The sequence below is a fragment of the Providencia sp. PROV272 genome, from assembly GCF_049901975.1.
Lineage (GTDB): Bacteria > Pseudomonadota > Gammaproteobacteria > Enterobacterales > Enterobacteriaceae > Providencia > Providencia stuartii.
On the sequence record NZ_CP096291.1, the window covers coordinates 1,895,706 to 1,921,330 of the forward strand.

A 25,625-nucleotide genomic window follows, 5' to 3' on the forward strand; every position below is an offset into this window, starting at 1 on the left:
AGGATATTTTGATCTACTCTTTTAAATGCGACTAACAAAAAAGAGGATGTGAATATGAATACATATGATGAAAGAACACGTTTAATTTTATCTGAAATAGGTCATGTGACACTAGAGCTATTGGGTAATAGCGACGTGACTAAACAAAGTATTATTGATAAGTTGAAAAAGGATGCAAAAGAAGAAAACAACCCAGCGCGAAAAAGCATTCTTGATGATGCAGTGACCTTTCTAAATAGCCAAGTTTAGATAATACGAGCCCTCGTTTGAGGGCTAGTGACAGCAACATTTATCATTTCATTACGTGACCTTTCTTTCGTTGATCAGAAGATCAACCCGCAAGTTGATATTGCTAAAACAACGGCTCCATACCGACACTGAAGAGTGATTTGCTTCATAAATCAGTGATGTTAACGTTAACAAATGTGCTTAACATCACAATTTGAGTGCGATTTACTGGTTTAGAAAAAATGTTAACCTTAACATTTTTGGCATTTAGGGGAATTTGCAGGCGAATAACAATGAATAATGAATCGAGAAAGTACTACGTGTCATTGAGTGCGTTGCTGTTTTTTTTCTTTTTTACTTGGTCGTCAACATTTTCAATTGTTGCTATTTGGCTTAGAAAATATGTTGGTTTAGAAGGCACTGAAACGGGGATCATTTTTTCATGTATTTCCATAGTGGCGCTTTGCGCGCAACCTCTTTATGGCTTTTTACAAGATAAGCTAGGTCTACGAAAGAACTTATTACTGTTTATTGCGATACTTTTGATATCATCTGGCCCATTTTTTATGGTGTTTGGCTATTTATTGCAATGGAATGTGGTGGTAGGAAGCTTAATCGGTGGTCTTTTTATCGGTATGACTTTCCATGCCGGAATTGGGGTACTTGAGTCGTATACGGAACGTGTCAGTCGCTTGCGTGATTTCGAATATGGCAAAGCAAGGATGTGGGGCTCATTAGGTTGGGCGATTGCGACATTTTTTGCTGGTCGCAATATTAACGTTGACCCTAATTACAATTTTATCATGGCGAGCCTCTCCGGTGCGATTTTTCTCGTTATTTTATTAAAACTAAAAACGGCAAAACCAAACGCATTTAATAGCCTAGAGCATGGAAAACCTTCTGGCATAACCCTTGATGACGCCTTGCAATTGTTCACACTTCCTCGTTTTTGGGCGCTGATTTTATTCGTGTTGGGCACATGCATATACAGTGTTTATGATCAGCAATTTATGGTCTATTTCGCACACCAATTCCAAGATGAGAAAACAGGTAATGAAATGTATGGCTATCTGAATTCATTGCAGGTTTTCTTAGAAGCAGGAGGTATGTTTTTAGCTCCGTATATTGTTAACCGCATAGGAGCCAAAAAAGGGTTATTGTTTGCGAGTAGTGTGATGGCATTGCGGATTATTGGCTCAGGTTTAGTCGAAGGACCTCTCATGATCTCTATTATGAAATTACTTCATGCTGTAGAGCTGCCAATATTGCTGATTGCAATTTTTAAATATAACAGTCGCCATTTTGATAAGCGTTTATCATCGACACTGTACTTAGTGGGTTTTAGCTGTATTACCTCGATTGTGGGGAGTATTTTATCGCCGTTGGCGGGCTGGGGTTACGATAAAATCGGTTTTGCTGATACCTATCTGGTAATGGGGGGCTTTGTCGTGATCACCACAATTTTATCTGCTTTCTGTTTACGCAGCGATAAAATAGCGCTTGCCAAACAAACTTCCAGAGTTGCTCAGGAAATAGGCGTTAAGGACGAGGTACAAAAGGTATAACTGAAACAATTCAGCTCGTGAGTGGAGTCGATTGAGCAAAAATGCCTTTTTATTTGTTTTTATATCAATGAATAGATGAAATAGGGTTGTAACACGGTGCTGTTAGAAGGTATTGTGTAACGAGTGAATGCGTTTTGTTTTTCTAACAGAGGGTTTTTAAACATGGACAACGCTAACAAACAATCTTTCCATAATGTTTTGGAATTTGTGCGTATGTATCGTCGTAAAAATAAAATTCGTCGTGAAATTACCGACAATGAAAAGAAAATTCGTGATAACCAAAAACGTGTTTTATTGCTTGATAACTTAAGCGACTATATTAAACCGGGTATGACCATCGAGGAAATTCAAGCAATTATCGCGAATATGCGTAGCGATTATGACGACCGTGTTGATGATTACATCATTAAAAATGCGGAACTGTCCAAAGAGCGCCGTGAGATCTCGAATAAATTAAAAGAGATGGGCGAACTCAATAAAAAAGACGTGAAATAATTGAAGACTAGAGCCGAGGTTAGCTCGGCTCAATGTCATCGCATCAACCCCAGTGTGGTTTTAAATCTGGGTCAATAACAGCGTAAACCTGCCTATAGCTACTTTTATCTTCAGCGAGCTTCGCTAATATTCTCGCGACATCCTCTCGGCTAACGACACCATGGGCTTCCCCTGTTAAATAAAGTTGCGTTACCCGTTGCCGCGCTATTCATTAAGCCCCCAGGTCTTAAAATGGTGTAATTTATTTCGCTAGTCTGTAAATAGGACTCTGCCATTGATTTTTGGCGTACAGATTGCCCAAAAAGGGCTTTTGCTCTTGGTGATAAGGTTGACCAACTGTCGCCACAACCAATTGAAGTGACAAATAATAAACGATGTATCTGATGCTGCTCTGCTTGGCGGATAATATGGTAATTACCAACAAAATCGGCTTGCCCGCCGCCAATAGTGGTGAATATGACGGTATCAGGTGTCATGTGTGCAAAAATCGCCTCTAAAGAAGATGGGTCGGTGGCATCGCCAATAAAGGTTTGTATGCCTTCAGCCGTTAGCCGCTCAGCATCCGTTTGTTGACGCACTAAGGCTGTGACTTGGTGGCCTTGTTGAATACCAATGTTGGCTAATGCGAGGCCTATTCCTTTTGTTGCACCAAAAATTACCCAATGAGCCATCATATTTTCCTTTCAATTAACAATCAGTAAATAGAAATAATGATGGTTTTAATTTTTATTATCAATAATAGGTTTTGATTTATTGTTCTGTCAAATAAGTGGGAGAGCTATTCAGTGCAGAGAGATAGATATAAAAAAGCCCTGCGAGTTGCAGGGCTGTTTGACGTATTTAAAGAATATTATTCAAAATGAGCCGGTTTTGCCATTTGTGATGTCGCATAATTGGTTGCTACATGCCCACCGGCACCTTTACTGACAAAGTTTGAGGCTTCACGCTGGTAAACCTTGATTTCGAATGTTGATTCGACCACTTCAGGCGCTGGTGCTTTGGTCATTGGTGAGTAAGCATGACGTGCTGCCTTACTTGCAACAATAACCGTTGATTTCGCTACATAAGGCACTTCAACAGCTTCAGCCTTAGGCTCTTCAACTGCATCTGTGCTGGTTTGCGGCTGATCATCTTGTGCGGCTGTCTCTGCTGTAGGCTCCACTTTAGGTTGCTCAATCACAACGTCTTCAATGACCGCGACCGGTGCTTTAGGTTCAACGGTTGGTGCCGTTTCAACAACAGGCTCTGGTTGAGTGTCTTCTAGAGCTTGCTCTGTATGAACGACAGCCGGTTCAGCTTGTGGGGCAATGGCAGGTTCAAGAGAAACTGCATACTCATCTGCGGATTCAGCCACAAGATTAACGTTGGTTTCAGTGACGGTTTCTACTGGTTCGATAGCGACAGTTTCAACCGTTTCATTAGCCTGCTCGATGACCTGAGAAGGTGTGATATCGGTGGTTTCAACGGCCTCTACACTAACAATACCTTGTTGCTCAAGCATCTCTTCATTGGTCATGATAGCGATGGTTTCTTGTTGTGGTTGAACAACAGGATAGCTGATAAACACCTTACCTGACGCTAACTCAGGTGAGGCTACGGCAGCGAACAGAGGCATTGGTGATTTTGTCAGATGACGCTCATCACGGTAACGACGACGACGCTGACCACTGACACGTAGGTGACGTGGTGAACGACGTGAGCGACGTGGAATGATGGTATCTTGCTTATCTTCTTGGTTAGCAACTTGAACATCTTGTTGTTCTGAGCTATTTACCTCAGCCACTTGCTCATCAACATGAGTCGGAGCAGGGAGTGCTGCGATAGGCATAGCATCATTTTCAACGGCAGTTGCAACTTTAACCACTTCATCTTCTTGCGCTACGGCTTCAACATTATCAGTGATACGAATTTTTTGTGTCAATTGACGACGTTGACGACGAGGCGTAACAGGGCGCGTTTGAGGCTCTTCTTTCTCTACAGGTGTATTATCAGCACCTTGAACTGCCTCTTGTTGTGCCTTAGCTGCTTGTTGTTGACGTTTTTCATCTTGACGACGACGGCGTTCAGCACGTTGTTCGCGGCGCTGCTGTTGCTGCGCTTCACGGCTATTGCTATCAACGTTTTGCTCATCTTGCTGATTAGCGTTCTTATTATTGCGGCCTTTACGATTGTTAGCTTCGTCAGATTGCGCATTACGGTTAGAACGATTATCGCGATTTTCGCGGTTGTCACTGTTTTCATCACGATCACGGCGATTATTACGACGATTATTGCGGCGTTCATTGTTACGGCGCTTGTCGTTACCGCTATTTTGGCGACTTTTCTCAGCAGGTTTTTCAGTAACTTTTTCTTCTTCACCAGCAAAGAGTTTTTTGAAGAATTCAGCTACCTTGCTAAAAAAGCTCGGCTGGGCATCCACTTTAACCCCTTGTTTTGGTGTTTCAGTGCGTGCTTTGTTCTCTTTAGACTTAACAGTAACAGGCTGTTCTACAGGCTCTTGTAACGCGAAAGCAGAGATAGCTGGTTGCTCAGGGGCTTTACGTTCAGCGGCTGGATCTTCCGTACTGTTTAAGGTTTCCGTTTCATGGTAGTGAGCTAAGTTATAGCTCAGCGTATTTACTTCTTCACCTTTACGAATACGGATCACGTGAAAATGAGGCGTTTGCATTTGGTCGTTTGGCACAATGACCACGCGAACATTGCGTTGACGCGTTTCGATTTCGCTGACTGCTTTACGCTTTTCGTTAAGTAGATAGGAAGCAATTTGTACCGGAACGATAGCATGAACTTCATGTGTATTCTCTTTTAATGCTTCTTCTTCAATAAGACGCAAAACAGAAAGAGACAATGATTCATTATCACGGATGGCTCCTGTACCCGAGCAACGAGGGCACACATGGTGGCTAGATTCACCTAATGATGGGCTTAAACGCTGGCGCGACATCTCTAATAAACCGAAACGCGAGATACGGGCGATTTGAATACGTGCACGGTCTTGACGCACGGCCTCACGTAGGCGGTTTTCAACTTCACGTTGATGCCTGACTGGCGTCATATCGATAAAGTCGATAACAATTAAGCCGCCAAGGTCACGCAGACGTAATTGACGTGCGATCTCATCGGCCGCTTCAAGGTTTGTATTAAATGCGGTCTCTTCAATGTCTCCGCCGCGTGTTGAGCGTGAAGAGTTGATATCGATAGCCGTTAACGCCTCGGTGGTATCAATCACTAATGCACCACCAGATGGAAGGCGTACTTCACGTTGGAAGGCAGATTCAATTTGTGATTCGATTTGATAATGGCTAAATAGCGGAACATCACCGCTATAATATTTGATTTTACTGGCAAAATCACCACGGCCAATCGCTTCAATATGGTTACGTGCCATTTCGACCACTTTCGGGTTATCGATAAGGATTTCGCCGATATCTGGGCGTAAATAGTCACGGAACGCACGAACAATGACGTTACTTTCTTGGTGTATTAAGAACGGAGCAGGGCGGTTTTCAGCCGCTTTTTTGATAGCTTCCCAGTGGCGTAAGCGGTAGAGCAAATCTTGTTGTAAAGATTCTGCGGATTTACCCACGCCCGCGGTGCGAACAATCAACCCCATCCCATCCGGGATCTCAAGGGAGGAGAGCGCTTCTTTTAATTCTGTACGATCTTCACCTTCAATACGGCGAGAAATACCACCCGCACGCGGGTTATTTGGCATCAGTACTAAATAACTTCCCGCTAAGCTGATAAACGTGGTGAGTGCGGCACCTTTATTGCCACGCTCTTCTTTATCAACCTGAACGATAACTTCTTGGCCTTCCTTAAGGATATCTTTGATATTGGGGCGGCCTTGAGAGTGGTAATTGCTTGGGAAGTATTCGCGAGCGATCTCTTTGATAGGGAGGAAACCGTGTCTTTCAGCACCATAATCAACAAAAGCAGCTTCAAGACTTGGTTCGATGCGAGTTATTTTTCCTTTGTAAATATTCGCTTTTTTTTGTTCATGACCTGGACTTTCGATATCCAGATCATAGAGTCGTTGCCCGTCAACAAGGGCAACACGCAACTCTTCCTGTTGAGTCGCGTTTATTAGCATTCTTTTCATATTGTTACTTACTCATTATTTTTTACTTTCAATAAAGAGCAGCGAAAAAGGGAGCTATTGTAAACCGATGGCCTCGTGATTTTTACAAAGCCGCCTGCCTCCCGGCAGTCGTCCGTATAGAGACGCGCAGTATTCGGTGAACCTGATTTTTAGATTAAAAATTCAGCGTTCTTAATCAGGAAGCCGTCATAATTTTGTTAACGGAAGTTCCTAACCCAAAAAGCTAATATTCGTTGCTCGCTAATTATTTGATTTTGCGAAGCGTCTTACGCCATTGCCGCGCTTTTACTCAATCAAATAGCAAATCTGTATTTCATGCCAATTATCGTTTTATCAAACATTATGGCAGTTACATATTATCCCACTGCCAATGACATTATAGCAAGTCGATACATGCGTTATATGAAAATTTTATTTAGAAATATGACTAACGAGCTATTCTTTGACCAAATAAAAAAAAATGATAAAAAAATTTGTGGAGTCGGTATGATATATCCCGCATATAAGGTCGTAATTTAATCAATCAGAGTTAACACATTTTTGAATGAAAACACAAAATCAAGTTCAGTTTATCGATATTAGCGATGACGAAGCCGGACAACGTATTGATAATTTCCTGCTCGCAAAATTAAAAGGTGTTCCTAAGAGTATGATCTATCGCATCATTCGCAAGGGTGAGGTGAGGGTTAATAAGGGGCGTATTAAACCTGAGTATAAACTTATTGCAGGTGATCAAGTCCGTGTACCACCGGTAAGAGTCGCTGAGCGTGAAGAAGCCCCTGTTTCGGCAAAACTGGATAAAGTTTCTGCGTTAGCTGATTGCATTCTCTATGAAGACGACGCAATACTGGTCATTAATAAACCATCAGGCACCGCAGTTCATGGCGGCAGTGGCTTAAGTTTTGGGGTGATTGAAGGGTTAAGAGCGCTTCGCCCAGAAGCACGCTTTTTAGAGTTGGTGCACCGTTTGGATCGCGACACATCTGGGATTTTGCTGGTGGCTAAAAAACGTTCAGCATTAAGAGCGTTACACGAACAGTTGCGCCTTAAACAGATGCAAAAAGATTACCTCGCATTAGTGCGCGGGCATTGGCAATCACATACCAAAGTGATCCAAGCTCCGTTATTAAAAAATATCTTGCAAAGTGGTGAGCGTGTTGTTCGTGTTAGCCCTGAAGGTAAACCGTCAGAGACGCGCTTTAAGGTTGAGGAACGTTTTGATAATGCCACTTTGGTTAAAGCAAGCCCAGTAACGGGGCGTACTCACCAAATTCGTGTACATACATTACATGCAGGGCATCCGATTGCGTTTGATAACCGCTATGGCGATAAACAATTTGATAGCCAATTAGCGGATACAGGCCTAAAAAGATTGTTCTTGCATGCCAGCGCATTAAAGTTTACTCACCCTAAAACGGGGGAGGAAATGCGGTTACAAGCGCCGCTTGATAAAGAGCTTAATCAATGCTTAAAGGTTTTACGTTCACGTAAAAACTAAGCATATTAAGTTACCGGCAGACAAACTTGCCGGTAACTTATTGCGTTGTTAATTATCTAATGGATTGTAGCCATGATGGCGTAGCATCTCTAATAGCAGGATCAGAGGCAACCCAATCAATGTATTAGGATCACGCCCTTCAAGCCTATCAAATAAGGCAATCCCTAACCCTTCCGACTTAAAACTTCCGGCGCATTGGTAAGGCTCTTCTTTGCGCAAGTAAGTCTCGATTTCTTTATCACTTAAAGAACGAAAATAGACATTAAAGGGTTCACACTGCACATGGTAGTTTCCCGTCGTTGAATCTAATAAACATAGACCGGTATAAAATGTGACTTGTTTTCCTGAGGCTCTTTTCAGTTGTTTAAAGGCATTGTCATAATTGTATGGTTTGCCTGCAATTTCACCATCAATCACACAGACTTGGTCTGAGCCGATGATGAGATGTTGTTTATGCTGTTCACTGATGGCATGTGCTTTAGCATGCGCTAAGCGAGTGACCAATGCCTCAGCGGATTCATTTAACACTGGGGTTTCGTCTACATTCGGCGCTACGGCTAAAAAGGGTAATCCCAGCTTTTTTAACAATTGCTGCCGATAGGGAGAGGTTGATGCCAAAATAATCGATTTCATATTTTTTCTCGAAACTCATAGCCAAAAGGGTTAACTCATTTTAAACTATCTGACGCTTAACAGGCGATTTTTTGGTGAAAAGGCGAGTTTTGCCCGCCTTTTTCTTTGACTATAGCTCATTACAAAGTTAATATGCGCGCCTTATGCAAAAGGTAAAATTACCCCTGACTATCGATGCGCAGCGTGCAGCTCAAAAAAACCTCGACTATGTCGGGAGTTACACACCTGAGCAAGTAACACGTATTGCTGAATCAGTAGTCAGTGTAGACAGCGATGTTGAGAGCGAATTATCATTTAAAATTGATAATCAGCGTCTGACGGTCATAGAGGGGCATTCTGATGTGGATGTCACCCTACAATGCCAGCGTTGCAGAAAAGATTTCAAGCATCATGTTTACGTATCGTATTGTTTTAGTCCTGTCGTCAGTGACGAAAAGGCCGAAGCATTACCGGAAGGCTATGAGCCAATTCAAATTGATGAATTTGGTGAAATAGATTTGCTGGGAATGATAGAAGATGAAATAATTCTTTCCTTACCAGTGGTTCCGGTTCATGATTCTGAACACTGTGAAGTGTCCGAAGCGGATATGGTTTTTGGTGAACTACCGCCTGAGGCGGAAAAACCAAACCCATTTGCCGTATTAGCCAGTTTAAAGAAAAGTACTTAAGGAGTAAGGTCAATGGCCGTACAACAGAATAAACCAACTCGTTCAAAACGCGGTATGCGTCGTTCACATGATGCACTGACTGCTACCCTAGTTTCTGTAGACAAAACTACCGGTGAAACTCACCTGCGTCACCATGTGACTGCAGATGGTTACTACCGTGGCCGTAAGGTTATCAACAAGTAATTATAGATTTACAAGTTGATACTTTGGCTAATCTAACCATTGCGTTAGATGCTATGGGCGGGGATGTTGGTCCCCGCGTCACAGTGCCTGCTGCATTGCAGGCTCTGGCATCTAATCCAGCACTCAAATTACTGCTAGTCGGTCAACCTGACGCCATTCAACCACTGCTCGCACAACAAAGTGTTGAGCTGACTTCGCGTGTCGAAATTATTCCTGCTGAAAATGTTATCGCTAATGATGCCAAACCATCAACGGCAATACGTCAAAGCAAAGGAACATCCATGCGAGTGGCGCTTGAGTTAGTGAAGACTGGGCAGGCACAGGCGTGCGTGAGTGCAGGTAATACGGGTGCTTTGATGGGGCTAGCTAAGTTGATGCTTAAATCAATTGATGGCATCGAACGGCCTGCTTTGATGACCATTTTGCCTAATCAGCAAAAAGGTCAAACCGTGGTGCTAGACTTAGGCGCTAACGTCAATTGTAGTAGTGATATGCTAGTGCAATTTGCTGTGATGGGATCTGTCGTCGCTGAAGAGGTGGCCAAAATTGCTTCACCAAAAGTGGCACTACTAAATATTGGTGAAGAAGAGAGTAAAGGGCTTGATAATATCCGCGAAGCCGCCGCAATTCTCAAAGAAACCGCGGCAATAAATTACATCGGTTATGTCGAGGGCAATGAGTTGCTGACTGGCAAAACGGATGTATTAGTGTGTGACGGCTTCGCAGGTAACGTCACGCTAAAAACAATGGAAGGGGTGATCCGCGTCATACTTTCCTTGTTGAAATCAACAGATGAAAGCAAAAAGAATAAAAAACCTAGTTGGTTGATTCAATTGGCCAAAAAGTGGCTTAAAAAACGGCTGATGAAGCGTTTCGGGGAGTTGAACCCCGACCAGTATAATGGTGCAACTCTGTTAGGATTAAAGGGAATTGTCATAAAAAGTCATGGCGCTGCAAACGAAAGTGCATTTAAAGCTGCGATTGAACGGGCTGTTCAATCGGTAGATAGACAAGTTCCGGACAGAATAGCAGCTCGGTTGAATATCGTATTACCCAGGAGTGATCAATAACCTATGTATAGTAAAATATTAGGCACAGGCAGCTATTTACCCACACAAATTAGAACAAATGCTGATCTGGAAAAAATGGTTGATACTTCTGATGAGTGGATTGTAACTCGCACAGGTATTCATGAAAGAAGAATTGCTGGTGAAGATGAAAGTGTTGCCACAATGGGGTTTCATGCCGCACAAAAGGCCCTTGAAATGGCGCAAGTCGATAGCAGTGAGATTGGGCTAATTGTTGTCGCAACGACCTCTTCAACACACGCGTTTCCAAGCGCAGCGTGCCAAATTCAACAAATGTTAGGCATTAATGATTGCGCTGCATTTGATGTTGCCGCAGCGTGTGCAGGTTTTACGTATGCGATAAGCATCGTGGACCAGTTTATTAAAACGGGAATGGCAAAAAAAGCATTAGTGATTGGTGCAGATGCACTGTCAAAAACGTTAGACCCAAATGATCGCGGTACTATTATTCTGTTTGGTGATGCGGCAGGCGCGATGGTGCTCGGCGCATCGCAAGAGCCGGGTATTATATCAACACATCTGCATGCCGATGGGCGTTATGGCGAGTTGTTAGCGCTGCCGAATCGTGAGCGAGGCTCAGAAGATCAAGCCTACTTAACCATGACAGGCAATGAAGTCTTTAAAGTGGCTGTGCGTGAATTAGCGCACATTGTTGATGAAACATTGGCTGAAAGCGGTATCGCAAAAGAAGAACTCGATTGGTTAGTTCCTCATCAAGCAAATTTGCGTATCATCTCCGCAACAGCGAAAAAACTTGATATGGCCATGGATAAGGTGGTGGTTACGTTAGATAAACATGGTAACACCTCGGCTGCATCCGTGCCGACCGCCTTTGATGAAGCGGTACGTGATGGTCGAATCCAACGTGGTCAGTTAGTGCTCTTAGAAGCATTTGGCGGCGGCTTTACTTGGGGCTCTGCACTTGTTCGTTTTTAATTTACTGAGAAAATAGACATGACACAATTTGCTATGGTTTTTCCCGGTCAGGGATCTCAGTCTCTTGGTATGTTGTCTGCATTAGCGGCGGAAAGTCCGTTAGTAGAACAAACATTCGCTGAGGCGTCTGAAGCATTAGGTTATGACCTTTGGGCTCTTGTTCAGAACGGGCCAGAAGAAGAATTGAACAAAACATGGCAAACCCAGCCAGCGCTGTTAGCTGCATCTGTCGCTATCTTCCGTGTTTGGCAAGAAAAAAAAGGCGCGATGCCTACGATGATGGCAGGGCATAGCCTAGGTGAATATTCAGCTTTAGTGTGCGCGGGTGTTCTTGATTTTAAAGCGGCAATTAAACTGGTTGAGTTGCGTGGTAAATTGATGCAAGAAGCCGTTCCAGAAGGAACAGGCGCGATGTATGCGATCATCGGTTTAGATAACGAATCAATCGAGAAAGCTTGTCAAGATGCCGCTCAAGGCCAAGTCGTCTCTCCTGTGAATTTTAACTCACCAGGTCAAGTGGTGATTGCAGGTGAAAAAGCGGCGGTTGAGCGCGCTGGTGCAGCATGTAAAGAGGCGGGCGCAAAACGTGCATTACCATTATCGGTTAGTGTACCGTCACACTGTGCGTTAATGAAACCAGCGGCTGAAAAATTAGCAGTTGCGTTACAAGAAATAACGTTTAATCAACCAAATTTCCCAGTTATTAACAACGTTGATGTGAAAATTGAGCAATCAGCGGAAAATATTCGTGATGCTTTGGTTCGTCAATTGTATAATCCAGTTCGTTGGACTGAGACGGTAGAATTCATGGCAAATCAAGGTATTGAGCATCTTGTTGAAGTGGGTCCGGGTAAAGTATTAACTGGTCTTACCAAGCGTATTGTCTCTAATTTAACTGCCGTTGCAGTCAATGATCCTGTATCATTAGGCACTGCATTAGAAAACCTCTGAGGACGATATGAGCTTTGAAGGAAAAATTGCACTTGTAACAGGCGCTAGCCGCGGTATCGGGAAAGCGATCGCTTTAACGCTTGCTGCGCGTGGTGCGACGGTTATTGGTACAGCAACCAGCGAAAAAGGAGCAGAAGCGATTTCTGCTTATTTAGATGGAAAAGGCAAAGGTTTTGCTCTTAATGTGACAGACCCTGCATCAATTGACGAAACCTTGAATAATATTCGTCAACAATTTGGCGAAATTGATATACTGGTCAACAATGCAGGTATCACACGTGATAACCTTTTGATGCGTATGAAAGATGATGAGTGGCAAGATATTATTGACACTAACCTCTCATCCGTTTACCGTTTATCAAAAGCCGTATTACGCGCCATGATGAAAAAACGTTGTGGACGTATTATTTCAATCGCATCTGTTGTAGGTGTGATGGGAAATGCGGGTCAAGCGAACTATGCAGCAGCGAAAGCTGGGCTAATTGGTTTTAGCAAATCATTAGCACGCGAAGTCGCTTCCCGTGGCATTACCGTTAATGTCGTTGCACCTGGTTTTATTGAAACTGATATGACCAAGGCATTGACAGATGAGCAGCGTGCAGGCATTTTATCTCAAGTTCCTGCCGACAGGCTTGGTGATGCACAAGAAATTGCCAGTGCTGTAGCGTTTTTAGCTTCTGATGAAGCTGGTTACATCACAGGTGAAACATTACATGTCAATGGCGGCATGTACATGATCTAAAGAAATGATGGAACCATTTGCATTATTAGTGTTAATTAGCGCAAAATAATGCAAAATTTAGGTTTCAACAGCCGGGATTGGGTTGTATCTTTTCCTGTATTTTATAAACTACGAAAACCATCGCGAAAGCGAGTTTTGATAGGAATTTTAATAGTATGAGCACTATCGAAGAACGCGTTAAGAAAATCATCGTTGAGCAACTAGGTGTTAAAGAGGAAGAAGTTGTAACAACAGCTTCGTTTGTTGATGACTTGGGCGCTGATTCTCTTGACACAGTTGAGCTGGTTATGGCTCTGGAAGAAGAGTTCGATATCGAAATCCCTGACGAAGAAGCTGAAAAGATCACAACAGTGCAGGCTGCGATTGATTACGTCGAGAACGCATCTAACTAATTGTTTTAAAACTTGTCTAGGCGGTCACTCGACCGCCTATGTTTCTTTGATAACTTTTTTTCCCTCCTTGGAGGATTTACGTGTCTAAGCGTCGTGTAGTCGTAACCGGACTGGGCATGTTATCTCCTGTCGGCAACACAGTTGAATCATCATGGAAAGCTGTTTGTGACGGACAGAGTGGTATCAGCCTTATCGAACATTTTGATACTACCAACCACGCAACTAAATTTGCTGGCGTAGTTAAAGATTTCAATTACGAAGATTATGGTATCTCCCGCAAAGATGCACGGAAGATGGACCCTTTCATTCAGTATGGAATTGCTGCTGGTAATCAAGCTATCAAAGATTCCGGGCTGGAAGTAACAGAAGCCAATGCTACTCGTATAGGGTTAGCGATTGGTTCTGGTATTGGTGGTCTAGGCCTAATTCAAGAGAACTGTGAAGCATTACAAAATGGCGGTCCTCGTAAAGTTAGCCCATTCTTCGTTCCTTCTACGATCATTAATATGGTCGCAGGTCATTTAAGCATTATTTACGGTTTCCGTGGCCCAAGTATTTCGATTGCCACAGCCTGTACTTCAGGTGTTCACAATATCGGTCATGCCGCACGTATGATTGCTTATGGTGATGCTGATGTAATGATTGCTGGTGGCGCTGAAAAAGCGACAACGCCATTGGGTGTTGCAGGTTTTGGCGCAGCACGGGCTCTTTCTACGCGTAATGATGATCCGCAAGCGGCTAGCCGCCCATGGGATAAAGACCGTGATGGCTTTGTACTGGGTGACGGTGCGGGTATTATCGTACTTGAAGAATATGAACATGCTAAAGCTCGCGGCGCAAAAATTTACGCTGAAGTTGCTGGTTTCGGCATGAGCAGTGATGCTTATCATATGACATCACCGCCTGAAAATGGTGAAGGTGCTGCTCTGGCGATGGCAAATGCTCTGCATGATGCAGGTATTGAAGCTAACGCAGTGGGCTATATCAATGCTCACGGTACTTCAACACCAGCAGGTGACTTAGCGGAAGCGCAAGCGGTTATTTCGGTCTTTGGTGAAGGAACCGACGTATTAGTTAGCTCAACAAAATCGATGACAGGTCATCTATTAGGTGCCGCTGGTGCCATTGAGTCTATCTTTACGATCCTTTCACTGACAGAGCAAATCGTTCCGCCTACGATCAATCTGGAAAACCCAGATGAAGCTTGCAAACTGGATTTTGTTCCAGGCAAAGCAAGAAAAGTAGAAAATATGGAATATGCTCTGTGCAACTCATTTGGTTTTGGTGGTACAAACGGTTCATTAATTTTCCGTCGCTATCACGAAGAGTAACCCAGACGTATTACTTTACGTTGTAAAGGGTAAAAGCCTCAGTGTTCACAATACTGGGGCTTTATTTTTAGTGTCGTTTTGCAGTCTATGTCAGTTTAGTTTATGATAGTTAATATCCTGTTACTGACTGATTTATCAGCCATTATTATAAGAATTATCAATGCTATACTGGGTTAATGGAGTTGAGTGCCGTCATATTGACGTGACTGATCGGGCTGTGCAATTTGGTGATGGCTGCTTCACCACGATCCATGTGTTTAATCATCAACCAAAAATGCTTGATATGCATATTAGGCGTCTCATGCAGGATAGTTCTCGCCTTAAATTACCCCAACCAGATTGGCAAATGTTAGAGAAGCAGATCCACGCGATTTGCCAACAGCATAATGATGATGAATTCGTTGTTAAAGTGATTATTAGCCGAGGCACGGGGGGCAGAGGCTATAGCACTTTAGGGTTTAATCAGCCAACGGTAATAATGTCTATCGCGCCTTTTCCACAACATTACCAAGCGTTGCAGAAATCAGGTATCCAACTGATATTAAGCCGTATTCCAACGAGTAAAAATCCCTATTTAGCAGGGATCAAACACCTTAATCGCCTTGAGCAGGTGTTAATACGCCAAGAAATTGATGAAGCTCAGGTTGATGAGGCTTTAGTTGTTGATTCTGATGGTATTTTAATTGAATGTTGCAGTGCCAATATTTTTTGGCGCAAAGGCGATACGGTATTTACGCCAAATTTAGCATTTTCTGGCGTAAATGGATTAATGAGACAAAAGATCATAGCGCTTTTAGCTGCTAGTCAGTACCATCTTCGGGAGGTTGAACGTTTTCCCGATGTATTGGGGAACTGTGATGAAGTGTTTATTTGTAATACGTTGATGCCAATACTGCCGGTTGCTACGATCACCTTGGGTAACAATAAACCTCAATGGCAATATTCATCAAGGGAACTGTTTGAATATTTGTTTTTACGTTGCCAACTTTAGTCACTGAATGGTTAATGAATGAAACTCGCTAAAAAAATCTCTATCGCAATTGTCGTTATTCTGTTGGTAATAGGCGTAAGTGCCTATGTGATGTATCAACAGGTTTTGAACTATGCAAAAGAGCCGCTAAATCTAACACAAGAGAAAGTTTTTACGGTTCCTGCTGGAACAGGCCGCGTTGCGCTTGAAGCATTGCTGGTAGACGAAAAAGTGATTAATCAAAGTAACAAATTTCAATGGTTACTAAAATTGCGCCCAGAGTTAGCTAAAATGAAGGCTGGGACTTACCGCCTCCAGCCAAATATGGATATCGCGCAGATGTTAGCATTAATTTCCAGTGGCAAAGAGGCACAGTTTTCCATTCGTTTTGTCGAAGGTAACCGACTCTCTGATTGGACAAATATCTTACGTGATGCGCCTTACTTAAAACATGAGGCGGAAGGGAAAACACAAGAAGAGTTATACGCGCTAATTGGTTTTGATGGAACGACCACCCTTGAAGGCTGGCTATATCCGGATACCTATCTGTATACGGCGGGAACGCGTGATATTGATATATTAAAACGCGCTCACCAACAAATGAAAAAAAATGTCGATGAAGTTTGGCGAGGGAGAGATAAAGATCTACCTTACAAAAACGCGTATGAGATGCTAATCATGGCTTCAATCATCGAAAAAGAGACGGGTATTGACAGTGAAAGAAACCAAGTGGCGTCGGTATTTGTGAATCGTTTGCAGAAAAATATGCGGTTACAAACAGATCCTACAGTTATCTATGGTTTAGGCGATAAGTATCGCGGGAAAATTTATCGTAGCGACTTAGACAACTATACACCATATAACACCTATCGCATTGATGGGTTACCGCCAACGCCGATAGCAATGCCAAGTCTTGCATCAATTAAAGCCGCGGCACACCCTGCGAAAACGAACTATTTATACTTTGTTGCAGATGGTACAGGTGGGCACACATTCAGTAGTAGCCTTAATGACCATAATCGAGCCGTCAAAGTGTATCGAAAAATTGAAAAACAGAATGATAAGTAAGATGAAAAACGCCTATATCGTTATTGAAGGGTTAGAAGGGGCAGGTAAAACCACTGCGATTAAAACCGTTGTTGAAACATTAAATCAGGCAGGGATCCAAGACATTGCCTTTACCCGAGAGCCAGGGGGAACCCCATTAGCAGAAAAGCTACGTGAACTCATTAAACAGGGGATCAGCGGGGAAAAAGTCACTGATAAAGCCGAGCTTTTGATGCTGTATGCCGCACGTGTCCAACTGGTTGAAAACGTCATTAAGCCAGCCTTAGCGGCGGGTAAATGGGTTGTTGGTGATAGGCATGATTTATCTTCACAGGCCTATCAAGGGGGCGGACGTGGTATTGATCGCCAACTTATGCAGTCATTGCGTGATCTGGTTTTGGGGGAATTTAAACCAGCGTTAACACTGTATTTGGACCTACCTCCAGCATTAGGGTTACAGCGTGCGCGCGCTCGTGGTGAGCTAGACCGAATTGAGCAAGAGTCTCTGGCATTTTTTGAACGCACTCGTGCACGTTATCGTGAGTTAGCGGCCTCCGATGAGACTATTTTAACGATTGATGCAAGCCAGAATATTGAACAAGTTCAACATGATATTCGCCAAGCTTTGCAGCAATGGTTGGCAAAATAAGGTGATACAATGAATTGGTACCCTTGGTTGAATGAAACGTATCGTCAACTAATTACCTCCTACCAGCAAGGTCGTGGGCACCACGCATTGTTATTGCATTCACTACCGGGTAACGGAGTGGAAGCATTATGCTATGGTATTAGTCGCTGGTTAATTTGCCAAAATACAGACGGGCTAAAAAGCTGTGGGCAATGCCATAGCTGCCAATTGATGTTGGCAGGAACGCACCCTGATTACCATGTTTTAGAGCCAGAGAAGGGCAAAACAACGGTTAGCGTGGAAGCGGTAAGGAAACTGACAGAGACCTTAAGTAGTCATGCACAGCAAAATGGGGCTAAAGTCGCCTATATTCCTCGAACAGAAGCATTGACCGATGCAGCGGCCAACGCGCTCTTAAAAACCTTGGAAGAGCCAACAAAGCAGACCTATTTTTTATTAGGTTGCGAGAAACGTGAAAATCTATTAGCGACGCTACGAAGCCGTTGCTTATATACCTTTTTATCACCACCTGAATCGCAAATTGCGTGGTATTGGTTACAAAAGCAAATCGTTGGCGTCAACTATAACGACGCATTGACCGCGTTAAAGTTGTGCCAAGGGGCTCCAGTCGCGGCGATGTCATTGTTGCAACCTGAGCATTGGCAACAGCGTAGTGTGCTATGCCAGAAACTCGCTCATGGGATACAACATAATGATATGTTGTCGTTATTACCTGCGATTCATCATGATAAGGCGATTGAGTCGATGGGGTGGCTGCTCGGACTATTAGCCGATAGCATGAAACTGCAACAACATGCAGCCCAATTTTGTTTAAATCAAGACCAATTGCCACTTGTGAGCGTACTTGCATCACGAATGACAAATACACAATTGTTTGAAGTTTATGAGGCTTGGCAAAATTGCCGCCACCAATTGATGACAGTGCCCGCACTGAATCAAGAGTTACTTTTGACAAATCAATTATTACAATGGGAAGCATTAATTGTTACCCCAACACCATAAAAAAGAGTGAAATATGTTTGTAGTTGATTCACACTGCCATCTCGATTGCCTTGATTATGAAAAATTACATACAAGCGTCGATGATGTGATCGCAAAGGCGTCGCAACGCGATGTCGGATTTATGTTAGCGGTTGCCACAACGTTACATGGTTTTGATAACATGAAAACCATGATTGGCAAGCGTGCTAATGTGGCATTTTCTTGCGGTATTCATCCACTTAATTTGGATGAAGGGTATGATTTTGAGCGCTTAGCGCAATTAGCTGCTGGTGAAGAAGTGGTCGCGTTAGGGGAAACAGGGCTAGACTATTATTATCAGAAAGAAAATGCAGCACTTCAGCAAGCGTCTTTCCGTCAACATATTCGTATTGGTCGTCAGGTTAATAAACCTGTGATAGTTCACACGCGGGATGCGCGAGAAGATACACTGACTATTTTACGTGAAGAACAAGTGATGGATTGTGGCGGTGTTTTGCACTGCTTTACGGAAGATAAACAGACAGCCATGGAATTGCTAGATCTTGGTATGTATATCTCTTTTTCAGGGATAGTTACCTTCCGCAATGCAGAGCAAATTCGTGAAGCCGCAAGGGTTGTTCCATTAGATAGGATCTTAGTAGAAACGGATTCACCTTATTTAGCCCCCGTGCCGCATCGTGGGAAGGAGAACCAACCTGCTTATGTGCGGGATGTGGCAGAGTATATGGCAGTATTAAAAGGGGTTAGCCCTGAAGAAATGGCACGTATTACCACTGAAAACTTTAACCGCCTATTTCATTTGAATGTCGGCGAGAATAAAGCGTAATAATTAGTCAATATTAAAGGAATTCGCAATGGCAGAAGAAACTATTTTCAGTAAGATCATTCGACGTGAAATCCCGGCAGATATCGTTTATCAGGATGAACTGGTTACCGCATTTCGTGATATTTCGCCACAAACTCCCTCACATATCCTGATTATTCCCAATAAACTCATCCCAACAGTGAATGATGTGACTGCGGAAGATGAACTGGCATTGGGGCGCTTATTTACCGTTGCAGCAAAAATTGCCAAACAAGAAGGGATTGCTGAAAGCGGTTACCGTTTGATCATGAACTGTAATGAACACTCCGGGCAGGAAGTGTTTCATATTCATATGCACCTTGTTGGCGGTCGTCCTCTTGGACCATTGCTGGCAAAATAAGGTAATGATGTGAAAAAGATTTGGGGAACATTGATACGTATATTAACACTCAGTGCTGTGGTATTTGCGCTGAGCGCTTGCTCATGGGGTAAGCGTGATGGGTTAGTATTCAATGATCAACAACGAGTGATTATGGAGCCTGCGGTTCTTGCGCAAGGTATCATTGTAGAGCAACCTGTAGTCAGCGTTGAGAACTATGCGACGGTGGCTAAGATCAATATGAGCAATAGCCAGCCAAATCCGATGACTGTCATGTACCGTCTCTATTGGTACGACGATAAAGGATTGAAAATCGCAACAACCCATGATTTGCAGCAGATGATACCTGCAAATTCAGTGATTAGTGTTAATGCTGAAAGTACATCATCACTCGCGCGTAATGTACGTGTTTATGTATTTTTACCGCAAATGCTTGGAGACAAATAATGAAACGGATCTTGTTCGTTGCAGCGGCAGCGATGATGCTGGCAGGATGTCCTTCTTTTCAGCAGGATAGGCCTAAAATGCCTCCGCCAGTTGTCCCTGTAGAGCCAACTGAACCCACTGAGCCTACAACTCCACCACCAATCGATAAGGTGCCTACACCACCTAAGCAAAAAACCACAGATTGGTCTGCTGCTGTCTCGCCTTTAGTCGGACAGATGACAGGGGCAAATGGTGTTGAGAGCGGCAAAGTTCTGTTGGTGGATTCAGTTAAAAACAATACGACAGGTTCATTTTCTGTACAAAATGTGACCTCAGCCATCGTAAAAGCGGTTGATGACAGTCATCGCTTTAAAGTCGTACCACAAGATGTGGTCAATGCCGCGCGTAGAACGTTAGGTTTATCGCAAGACGATAGCCTTGTTACACGCAGTAAAGCGATTGGCTTAGGGCGTTACGTACAAGCTGATTATGTATTGTATAGCGTGATTTCAGGCTCTAACGACCAACGCGATATCGAAATGCAGCTGATGGCAGTGCAAAGCGGTGAGATCCTTTGGTCAGGAAAAAACGATATTGAGCAATGACAGTGCATTATTGGCACTGCTGGCAGGTTGCTTCCCAAATATTAACGTTAAAACGTGGGAAGTAACCCCATTAGCAGGGCTTTCAGGGGGAACCTATCACTTACGGTCACATACTCTCAATCTGATTGCGCGTGCTCAAAGTCAGGCGCAAACGGCTCTATTCGTGAATAGACGCAAAGAGGCGCGGGTATTACATCAATTACAACACTTTGGCCAAGCGCCCAAAGTGTTAGCAAGAAATTCAGATTGGTTATTACTATCATGGTGTGATGGTCAGCAACCCAGTGATACTCAATTTTTAACACCAACATTTCAATCTTTATTAGCGGCAACAATTGCTAAATTACATACTCAACCCTTACTCACTTATCGTCTACAGCTTAGGCAAGAAATTGCCCATTACGGGTATTTAGTTGATCCAAAACGCCAAGGGCCTCGGTGGCATCGATGGCACCAACATTTTTTATCCGCACCTATGCCAAGGGTTCTAAAGTTAGCCCCCGCCCATATGGATATTCATAAAGGCAATATTGTCTGTACTGAGAGTGGTCAACTGGCTTTATTGGATTGGGAGTATTCGGCAAATACCGATATTGGATTGTCATTGGAAACCTATTTTCAAGCGAACCAATTGAATACCACACAACGTGATTTTTTCTTATCAGAGTATTGCAATAAATACCATGCTTATGGCGATGTTGAACGCTTGGCTCACCAATGCCGGCTATGGACGCCATGGGTCAAATATATGATGTTAATGTGGTATGAAGTGCAATGGAACCAAAGTCAAAATAATGATTTTTTGTTACACTCAAGGTCATTAAGGCAATACTTTAGTTTGCCTAGTTAATTAAATTCGTATAACGCAAGTGCGAGCAAAAATCGTAAAACCGTTTTAAATAGTGAGGCATGTATGGGTCCGATAATGCTAGACGTTCAGGGCTATGAGCTGGACAGTGAAGAGCGTGAAATACTGGCACATCCGCTGGTGGGCGGGTTAATTTTATTTACCCGTAATTTTCATGATGCAGCACAATTAAGGGAGTTAGTTCGCCAAATTCGTGATGCATCCCGTCATCGCTTATTGATAGCGGTTGATCAGGAAGGCGGGCGAGTGCAACGTTTTCGTGATGGCTTTACGGCATTACCTTCCGCTCAAGCATTTGCAGCACTTAATAGCCAATCTGAAGGGGCAAAATTAGCGGAGGAAGCTGGTTGGTTAATGGCATCTGAAATGATTGCTATGGATATCGATATTAGTTTCGCGCCGGTGCTAGATCTTGGGCATCAAAGTATTGCGATTGGCGAGCGCTCGTTCCATGAAGATCCTGAAATTGCCATGATCATGGCGGAACGGTTTATTAAAGGTATGCGTAGTGCGGGGATGAAAACGACAGGGAAGCATTTTCCTGGGCATGGGGCAGTGAAAGCGGATTCTCATAAAGAAACCCCTCGTGATGACCGCGACCTTGAAACTATTCGTAAAAAAGATATGTCAATCTTCAGAGACTTTATTCAGCGCGATTTGCTTGATGCCGTGATGCCTGCACATGTCATTTATACACAAGCAGACGACCGCCCTGCAAGTGGCTCACCATTCTGGCTCAAATCGATTTTACGTGAGCAGTTGGGCTTCAATGGTGTGATCTTCTCTGATGATTTGTCGATGGAAGGGGCGGCTATCATGGGAAGCTATCCAGAGCGTGCAGCCGCTTCGTTGTCAGCCGGTTGTGATATGGTGTTGGTTTGCAACAACCGTGATGGTGCGGTGAGTGTATTAGATAACCTACCAAAGCAGCAAGGGAGCCTAGCTTCATCACTGTTCCATAGTGGTCGACAATATAGCTTGAAAGACTTACAAGGCGCACAACGCTGGCAAGAGAGCCACAATAAACTGGTAGAACTGCATCGTAAATGGCAAGAACAGCGTTAATTATTACCGGCCGTTAGTAAAAAAGCCGTAAACTGAACAGCCCCCAAAAGTTGGATGCTTTTAGTCTCACTTGAAGGGGCTTTTTCTATGGTAAAACAGTCCTTAAAACGTCAGTTTTAAATTACTTAAGCTTGAAGGTTTTTGCGGCAAAAAGTTTAACTCGATTGTTAAACAGGGGAGTCGTGAATGAAGGTATCTATGATTATCACTATGAAAGATGCAAGGTTAAATGAAAAGGACTAAGCCCTGTTGAATACAGAACTCAGTGCTTGAAGACCGCTTAATTCACGGTCAATTTTATGGGAACGTTCAATTGGGGGAGGAGCCACAGGGGCAAGGCTATGCCGCTTTATCTCTATGTAATCGCCTTGTGGTGGCAATATCAAAAGCAAGACTGCGTAAATTCGGCGTATGATTAATCAATGCACGGTGAGTAGATGCTTGGCTGATAAAGACAAAACTTTCCCCCCAAGGCTGTTGATAATTATCACGGACAATAGGCCCACAACGATGTTTAAGTAAGCCTGCAAGTGGTAAATGGTCATCGCCTTTAGCTAACGTCTTATCAGCTAAATGGGCAAAATCTCGTTTTATCTCTTTGGCTTTCAGATACCAGCGATCACGCGCCCAGATTGCAGCGGTTAAAGCGGTATTGTTATCACTCAGATACCAAACCTGTGGAACAGACTGCTCATGAGGGCATACACCAGAAACTGCATGGTTAAATGTTTTCGCACTGTGTAAGTAACTTGCTAGATTATCGCGTACACGTTGGCATTGCTCTGAAACGATGGAGGTTTTGTATGGGCCGATACGTAACCGCTGCCAGCAGTCGGCATCATAGATATCAAACGGTTCAATGGCTTTGCCATGATGATCGATAACGGTTGGATTAGCAGGAAGTAACTGGTAAGCACTCGGGTATCCGGCAATATCATCGGGAGAAAAGCCATAAAAATAGCGACTACCGGCGTAATAGCCAGTTTCCATCATTGACCACGCATGAAACGTTCCTTCCCATGGCGGGCCGAAAGCATACCATTTGGCAATAAGCTGCCGATTCTCTTCACTGGTTTGACGCAACCAGTAGCGTACAGCCAAATTAGATGCCGATTGCGCAATGATAATACATTTTTGTTTGTCACCAAAAAGGGTCTTTATGCGGTTAATCTCGGCATCTAATATTGTAACAAGCTCTCGGTGATCCGCTCGCCAATCATGGGCTAAAAAGAAGAGGTCTTGGCCTTCTCGATAACCTAAACCAACGTGCAAAACATCTTTCAGCTCCTGTGTGACCAATGTTGTGATGAGCTTAGGAACAATCGTGAATTCATGCAGTTGCTCTGTGGCTAAGATATTACAAGGGGTATCGGGAGAAGGAGCCTGATACTCATAATCGCTTTTCGTGAAAACGCCACGATAATCCCCCCAGATAAATGCTTGTTTGGATCTATCAAACAGTTTACTGCCTAAAATACCCGGTAGATAAATAATGGGTAAATTAGGGCTTTTATCATTGAGTTTGGCACGACGTAGCTGCGTGGCGATGGATTGTGCGCGTAGATATGACCATCCACGATTTAACGGCATATTAGCGCCCCTTTAATGGTATAAAAGTCACCGGCACATTTTCACTACCAAGGTGGGTTTTCTCTGCTTCCGTGACAGGAAAATGGGCACGGTCATAAACTTCAAATAGTTGGCAAGGTTCATTTAAATGATGATAGAGGCGAATACCTTCCGCGTTAGGGTTACTTTTAGAAAGCATAAAACGACCGCAGTTATTCATATTGATATCGCTAACAGGAGTGCCGTCTTTTGAGACAAATTGGTAATAAATATCCGATTCATGCTGTTGCTCAATATGGCAGGCTTGAACTGGGCCGCGGAACATGTGGGTAATACAATGTAACCCATCTGGTATGCTCAAGACTGTTTTATCGGTGTTCGCATCTTCCCATGGTAAAATAATTGGAGGATGGAAATGACAACGAGGGCAATAGCCTTTATCCATATAAGGTTCTGCAATGAGTCCACTACGTTTTACTAACAGTGTTTGGCATTCAGGGCAGTAGGTATTGGCGCTTTGCGTATCGAATACATTACCGACATAAACATAACGCATTCCATCATTGAGCGCTTGCAAACGTGCTTGTTCAAGGAGTGGGATAGCGGTGCGCTCGACATGAGTATATTGGTAGTCGGGATGAAAACGTACATAGTGTAGCGGGATTTCAGCATCAAGATGGGTTAGCATCCAATCAGAGACTTTTTTAGCCTCTTCTAATGTGTCATTGCGGCCTGTTACACACAGATTGGAGATTTCTAAATGTGGGTAATTACCTGATTTTCGAGCATCATAAACTTGTTTGATCCCATCAAGGATAGGTTGAAGGCGACCACCTGTGTGTTTGCGATAAAAGCTATCCTGCATTGATTTTAATGAAATACTAAAAATATCCATGACGGTGAGTAATTCATCAATCCCTTTTTCACTGATATAAAATGCGCTTTTATAGAGATTTTTTAAGCCTTTTTCACGTGCCAGTTTCGCGGTATCCATGACAAACTCGTGCCAAACAACCGGATCGTTATAAGTCCAAGAAAGAACACGAATATTGTGTTTTAAGGCATAATTCACCACATCTTCTGGGCGATAATATGCCACATGGCTGTCTTGAACATAGCGGGCTTGACTCGTTGTCCAGTTTTGGCAAAAGTCACAACGCAGCATACAACCAATATTGCCTAAAGAAAGAATGCGTTCACCGGGAGCGTAATGATAAACGGCTTCGGTTTCAATGGACTCTTGTGTCATAGGAACGGATTTGCCGTAGTTAAGCGTCACTAGGCGACCATTTTCATTGCGACGGACTTTACAAGTCCCGACTCGACCTAGGTTAATTTTACAGGCTCGAGGGCATAATTCACATTGAATACGTGAATTAGAAATCGGGTGCCAAAGGCGAGCAGGATGACTAGTTTGCTGCCATTGCTTCAAGATTGCCATTGATCTAA

Annotated in this window: 26 protein-coding genes and 1 pseudogene; 22 read left to right on the plus strand and 5 right to left on the minus strand. The window is 43.4% G+C overall.

Going from position 1 to position 25,625, the window contains the following annotated elements; translation table 11 throughout:
- Nucleotides 1-54 precede the first annotated feature (54 nt).
- The 3 genes from M1E93_RS08535 to tmaR all read left to right on the plus strand — a co-directional run bounded on the left by M1E93_RS08535 (nucleotide 55) and on the right by tmaR (nucleotide 2,288).
- The gene (locus M1E93_RS08535; RefSeq protein WP_036940804.1) at nucleotides 55-249 is read left to right on the plus strand and encodes a hypothetical protein; all 195 of its coding nucleotides are present in this window, start codon (nucleotides 55-57) and stop codon (nucleotides 247-249) included.
- A gap of 272 nt (nucleotides 250-521) precedes the next feature.
- A complete protein-coding gene (locus M1E93_RS08540) occupies nucleotides 522-1,793 on the plus strand; it encodes an MFS transporter (RefSeq protein ID WP_104873550.1) in 1,272 nt (423 codons plus the stop codon).
- Nucleotides 1,794-1,955: 162 nt separating this feature from the next.
- Nucleotides 1,956-2,288, plus strand: a complete 333-nt coding sequence (gene tmaR, locus M1E93_RS08545; protein ID WP_004920843.1) for a PTS system regulator TmaR — start codon at nucleotides 1,956-1,958, stop codon at nucleotides 2,286-2,288.
- Nucleotides 2,289-2,331: 43 nt separating this feature from the next.
- Here tmaR and M1E93_RS08550 read toward each other — a convergent pair.
- Nucleotides 2,332-2,959, minus strand: a pseudogene (locus M1E93_RS08550) (SDR family oxidoreductase).
- Between the two features lie 179 nt (nucleotides 2,960-3,138).
- On the minus strand, nucleotides 3,139-6,390 hold the full coding sequence (rne, locus tag M1E93_RS08555; protein WP_104873548.1) for a ribonuclease E: 3,252 nt from the start codon (nucleotides 6,388-6,390) through the stop codon (nucleotides 3,139-3,141).
- 544 nt (nucleotides 6,391-6,934) lie between these two features.
- On the opposite strand from rne, the gene rluC reads away from it, so the two are divergent.
- Nucleotides 6,935-7,888, plus strand: a complete 954-nt coding sequence (gene rluC, locus M1E93_RS08560; protein WP_004920838.1) for a 23S rRNA pseudouridine(955/2504/2580) synthase RluC — start codon at nucleotides 6,935-6,937, stop codon at nucleotides 7,886-7,888.
- Nucleotides 7,889-7,936: 48 nt separating this feature from the next.
- On the opposite strand, the gene M1E93_RS08565 is transcribed toward rluC, so the two are convergent.
- Nucleotides 7,937-8,521 carry a Maf family protein gene (locus tag M1E93_RS08565; RefSeq protein ID WP_004920837.1) on the minus strand — a complete coding sequence of 195 codons (585 nt, stop codon included), beginning with the start codon at nucleotides 8,519-8,521 and terminating at the stop codon, nucleotides 7,937-7,939.
- A gap of 143 nt (nucleotides 8,522-8,664) precedes the next feature.
- On the opposite strand from M1E93_RS08565, the gene yceD reads away from it, so the two are divergent.
- From yceD to nagZ, 18 genes are all read left to right on the plus strand, one after another.
- The gene (gene yceD, locus M1E93_RS08570; protein ID WP_004920836.1) at nucleotides 8,665-9,189 is read left to right on the plus strand and encodes a 23S rRNA accumulation protein YceD; all 525 of its coding nucleotides are present in this window, start codon (nucleotides 8,665-8,667) and stop codon (nucleotides 9,187-9,189) included.
- 12 nt (nucleotides 9,190-9,201) lie between these two features.
- Entirely contained in the window at nucleotides 9,202-9,372 is a 171-nt protein-coding gene (gene rpmF, locus M1E93_RS08575; protein WP_004920835.1) for a 50S ribosomal protein L32, read from the plus strand.
- A 23-nt stretch (nucleotides 9,373-9,395) separates the two neighbouring features.
- Nucleotides 9,396-10,442: a phosphate acyltransferase PlsX gene (gene plsX, locus M1E93_RS08580; RefSeq protein WP_014656180.1), complete on the plus strand. Its 1,047-nt coding sequence runs from the start codon at nucleotides 9,396-9,398 to the stop codon at nucleotides 10,440-10,442.
- Nucleotides 10,443-10,445: 3 nt separating this feature from the next.
- Nucleotides 10,446-11,396, plus strand: a complete 951-nt coding sequence (locus tag M1E93_RS08585) for a beta-ketoacyl-ACP synthase III (protein WP_004920833.1) — start codon at nucleotides 10,446-10,448, stop codon at nucleotides 11,394-11,396.
- Nucleotides 11,397-11,414: 18 nt separating this feature from the next.
- Nucleotides 11,415-12,347, plus strand: a complete 933-nt coding sequence (gene fabD, locus M1E93_RS08590) for an ACP S-malonyltransferase (protein WP_004920832.1) — start codon at nucleotides 11,415-11,417, stop codon at nucleotides 12,345-12,347.
- A gap of 7 nt (nucleotides 12,348-12,354) precedes the next feature.
- Nucleotides 12,355-13,089, plus strand: coding sequence for a 3-oxoacyl-ACP reductase FabG (gene fabG, locus M1E93_RS08595; RefSeq protein WP_004920831.1), 735 nt, complete (start codon nucleotides 12,355-12,357; stop codon nucleotides 13,087-13,089).
- A gap of 155 nt (nucleotides 13,090-13,244) precedes the next feature.
- A complete protein-coding gene (acpP, locus tag M1E93_RS08600; RefSeq protein WP_004920830.1) occupies nucleotides 13,245-13,481 on the plus strand; it encodes an acyl carrier protein in 237 nt (78 codons plus the stop codon).
- A gap of 80 nt (nucleotides 13,482-13,561) precedes the next feature.
- On the plus strand, nucleotides 13,562-14,812 hold the full coding sequence (gene fabF, locus M1E93_RS08605) for a beta-ketoacyl-ACP synthase II (protein WP_014656177.1): 1,251 nt from the start codon (nucleotides 13,562-13,564) through the stop codon (nucleotides 14,810-14,812).
- Between the two features lie 160 nt (nucleotides 14,813-14,972).
- On the plus strand, nucleotides 14,973-15,803 hold the full coding sequence (pabC, locus tag M1E93_RS08610) for an aminodeoxychorismate lyase (RefSeq protein ID WP_014656176.1): 831 nt from the start codon (nucleotides 14,973-14,975) through the stop codon (nucleotides 15,801-15,803).
- An 18-nt stretch (nucleotides 15,804-15,821) separates the two neighbouring features.
- Nucleotides 15,822-16,850 carry an endolytic transglycosylase MltG gene (mltG, locus tag M1E93_RS08615; RefSeq protein WP_426207266.1) on the plus strand — a complete coding sequence of 343 codons (1,029 nt, stop codon included), beginning with the start codon at nucleotides 15,822-15,824 and terminating at the stop codon, nucleotides 16,848-16,850.
- Between the two features lies 1 nt (nucleotide 16,851).
- Nucleotides 16,852-17,478, plus strand: a complete 627-nt coding sequence (gene tmk / locus M1E93_RS08620; protein WP_014656174.1) for a dTMP kinase — start codon at nucleotides 16,852-16,854, stop codon at nucleotides 17,476-17,478.
- A gap of 9 nt (nucleotides 17,479-17,487) precedes the next feature.
- Nucleotides 17,488-18,480, plus strand: coding sequence for a DNA polymerase III subunit delta' (holB, locus tag M1E93_RS08625; protein WP_014656173.1), 993 nt, complete (start codon nucleotides 17,488-17,490; stop codon nucleotides 18,478-18,480).
- 13 nt (nucleotides 18,481-18,493) lie between these two features.
- Nucleotides 18,494-19,285 carry a metal-dependent hydrolase gene (locus M1E93_RS08630; RefSeq protein ID WP_014656172.1) on the plus strand — a complete coding sequence of 264 codons (792 nt, stop codon included), beginning with the start codon at nucleotides 18,494-18,496 and terminating at the stop codon, nucleotides 19,283-19,285.
- A 28-nt stretch (nucleotides 19,286-19,313) separates the two neighbouring features.
- Nucleotides 19,314-19,664: a purine nucleoside phosphoramidase gene (hinT, locus tag M1E93_RS08635; RefSeq protein WP_004920823.1), complete on the plus strand. Its 351-nt coding sequence runs from the start codon at nucleotides 19,314-19,316 to the stop codon at nucleotides 19,662-19,664.
- Between the two features lie 9 nt (nucleotides 19,665-19,673).
- On the plus strand, nucleotides 19,674-20,090 hold the full coding sequence (locus tag M1E93_RS08640) for a YcfL family protein (RefSeq protein ID WP_014656171.1): 417 nt from the start codon (nucleotides 19,674-19,676) through the stop codon (nucleotides 20,088-20,090).
- A complete protein-coding gene (lpoB, locus tag M1E93_RS08645) occupies nucleotides 20,090-20,674 on the plus strand; it encodes a penicillin-binding protein activator LpoB (RefSeq protein ID WP_104873546.1) in 585 nt (194 codons plus the stop codon). Before M1E93_RS08640 ends, lpoB begins: the two co-directional genes overlap by 1 nt.
- Nucleotides 20,664-21,524: a phosphotransferase gene (locus M1E93_RS08650; RefSeq protein WP_104873545.1), complete on the plus strand. Its 861-nt coding sequence runs from the start codon at nucleotides 20,664-20,666 to the stop codon at nucleotides 21,522-21,524. The genes lpoB and M1E93_RS08650 overlap by 11 nt, the downstream gene beginning before the upstream one ends.
- Before the next feature lie 63 nt (nucleotides 21,525-21,587).
- A complete protein-coding gene (nagZ, locus tag M1E93_RS08655) occupies nucleotides 21,588-22,607 on the plus strand; it encodes a beta-N-acetylhexosaminidase (RefSeq protein WP_004920819.1) in 1,020 nt (339 codons plus the stop codon).
- Nucleotides 22,608-22,946: 339 nt separating this feature from the next.
- Here nagZ and M1E93_RS08660 read toward each other — a convergent pair whose 3' ends face one another.
- Nucleotides 22,947-24,197, minus strand: coding sequence for a lipase/acyltransferase domain-containing protein (locus tag M1E93_RS08660; RefSeq protein WP_036940780.1), 1,251 nt, complete (start codon nucleotides 24,195-24,197; stop codon nucleotides 22,947-22,949).
- Between the two features lies 1 nt (nucleotide 24,198).
- A complete protein-coding gene (gene amrS, locus M1E93_RS08665) occupies nucleotides 24,199-25,617 on the minus strand; it encodes an AmmeMemoRadiSam system radical SAM enzyme (protein WP_014656168.1) in 1,419 nt (472 codons plus the stop codon).
- Nucleotides 25,618-25,625 lie beyond the last annotated feature (8 nt).

Bases quoted from the DNA above. Each gene is read 5' to 3' on its own strand.
- mltG (WP_426207266.1), top strand. From the start codon at position 15,822: ATGAAACTCGCTAAAAAAATCTCTATCGCAATTGTCGTTATTCTGTTG.
- M1E93_RS08540 (WP_104873550.1), top strand. From the start codon at position 522: ATGAATAATGAATCGAGAAAGTACTACGTGTCATTGAGTGCGTTGCTG.
- M1E93_RS08535 (WP_036940804.1), top strand. From the start codon at position 55: ATGAATACATATGATGAAAGAACACGTTTAATTTTATCTGAAATAGGT.
- tmk (WP_014656174.1), top strand. From the start codon at position 16,852: ATGAAAAACGCCTATATCGTTATTGAAGGGTTAGAAGGGGCAGGTAAA.
- fabG (WP_004920831.1), top strand. From the start codon at position 12,355: ATGAGCTTTGAAGGAAAAATTGCACTTGTAACAGGCGCTAGCCGCGGT.
- holB (WP_014656173.1), top strand. From the start codon at position 17,488: ATGAATTGGTACCCTTGGTTGAATGAAACGTATCGTCAACTAATTACC.
- lpoB (WP_104873546.1), top strand. From the start codon at position 20,090: ATGAAACGGATCTTGTTCGTTGCAGCGGCAGCGATGATGCTGGCAGGA.
- M1E93_RS08630 (WP_014656172.1), top strand. From the start codon at position 18,494: ATGTTTGTAGTTGATTCACACTGCCATCTCGATTGCCTTGATTATGAA.
- nagZ (WP_004920819.1), top strand. From the start codon at position 21,588: ATGGGTCCGATAATGCTAGACGTTCAGGGCTATGAGCTGGACAGTGAA.
- M1E93_RS08585 (WP_004920833.1), top strand. From the start codon at position 10,446: ATGTATAGTAAAATATTAGGCACAGGCAGCTATTTACCCACACAAATT.
- acpP (WP_004920830.1), top strand. From the start codon at position 13,245: ATGAGCACTATCGAAGAACGCGTTAAGAAAATCATCGTTGAGCAACTA.
- rluC (WP_004920838.1), top strand. From the start codon at position 6,935: ATGAAAACACAAAATCAAGTTCAGTTTATCGATATTAGCGATGACGAA.
- tmaR (WP_004920843.1), top strand. From the start codon at position 1,956: ATGGACAACGCTAACAAACAATCTTTCCATAATGTTTTGGAATTTGTG.
- pabC (WP_014656176.1), top strand. From the start codon at position 14,973: ATGCTATACTGGGTTAATGGAGTTGAGTGCCGTCATATTGACGTGACT.
- yceD (WP_004920836.1), top strand. From the start codon at position 8,665: ATGCAAAAGGTAAAATTACCCCTGACTATCGATGCGCAGCGTGCAGCT.
- amrS (WP_014656168.1), bottom strand. From the start codon at position 25,617: ATGGCAATCTTGAAGCAATGGCAGCAAACTAGTCATCCTGCTCGCCTT.
- rpmF (WP_004920835.1), top strand. From the start codon at position 9,202: ATGGCCGTACAACAGAATAAACCAACTCGTTCAAAACGCGGTATGCGT.
- hinT (WP_004920823.1), top strand. From the start codon at position 19,314: ATGGCAGAAGAAACTATTTTCAGTAAGATCATTCGACGTGAAATCCCG.
- rne (WP_104873548.1), bottom strand. From the start codon at position 6,390: ATGAAAAGAATGCTAATAAACGCGACTCAACAGGAAGAGTTGCGTGTT.
- fabD (WP_004920832.1), top strand. From the start codon at position 11,415: ATGACACAATTTGCTATGGTTTTTCCCGGTCAGGGATCTCAGTCTCTT.
- M1E93_RS08565 (WP_004920837.1), bottom strand. From the start codon at position 8,521: ATGAAATCGATTATTTTGGCATCAACCTCTCCCTATCGGCAGCAATTG.
- M1E93_RS08660 (WP_036940780.1), bottom strand. From the start codon at position 24,197: ATGCCGTTAAATCGTGGATGGTCATATCTACGCGCACAATCCATCGCC.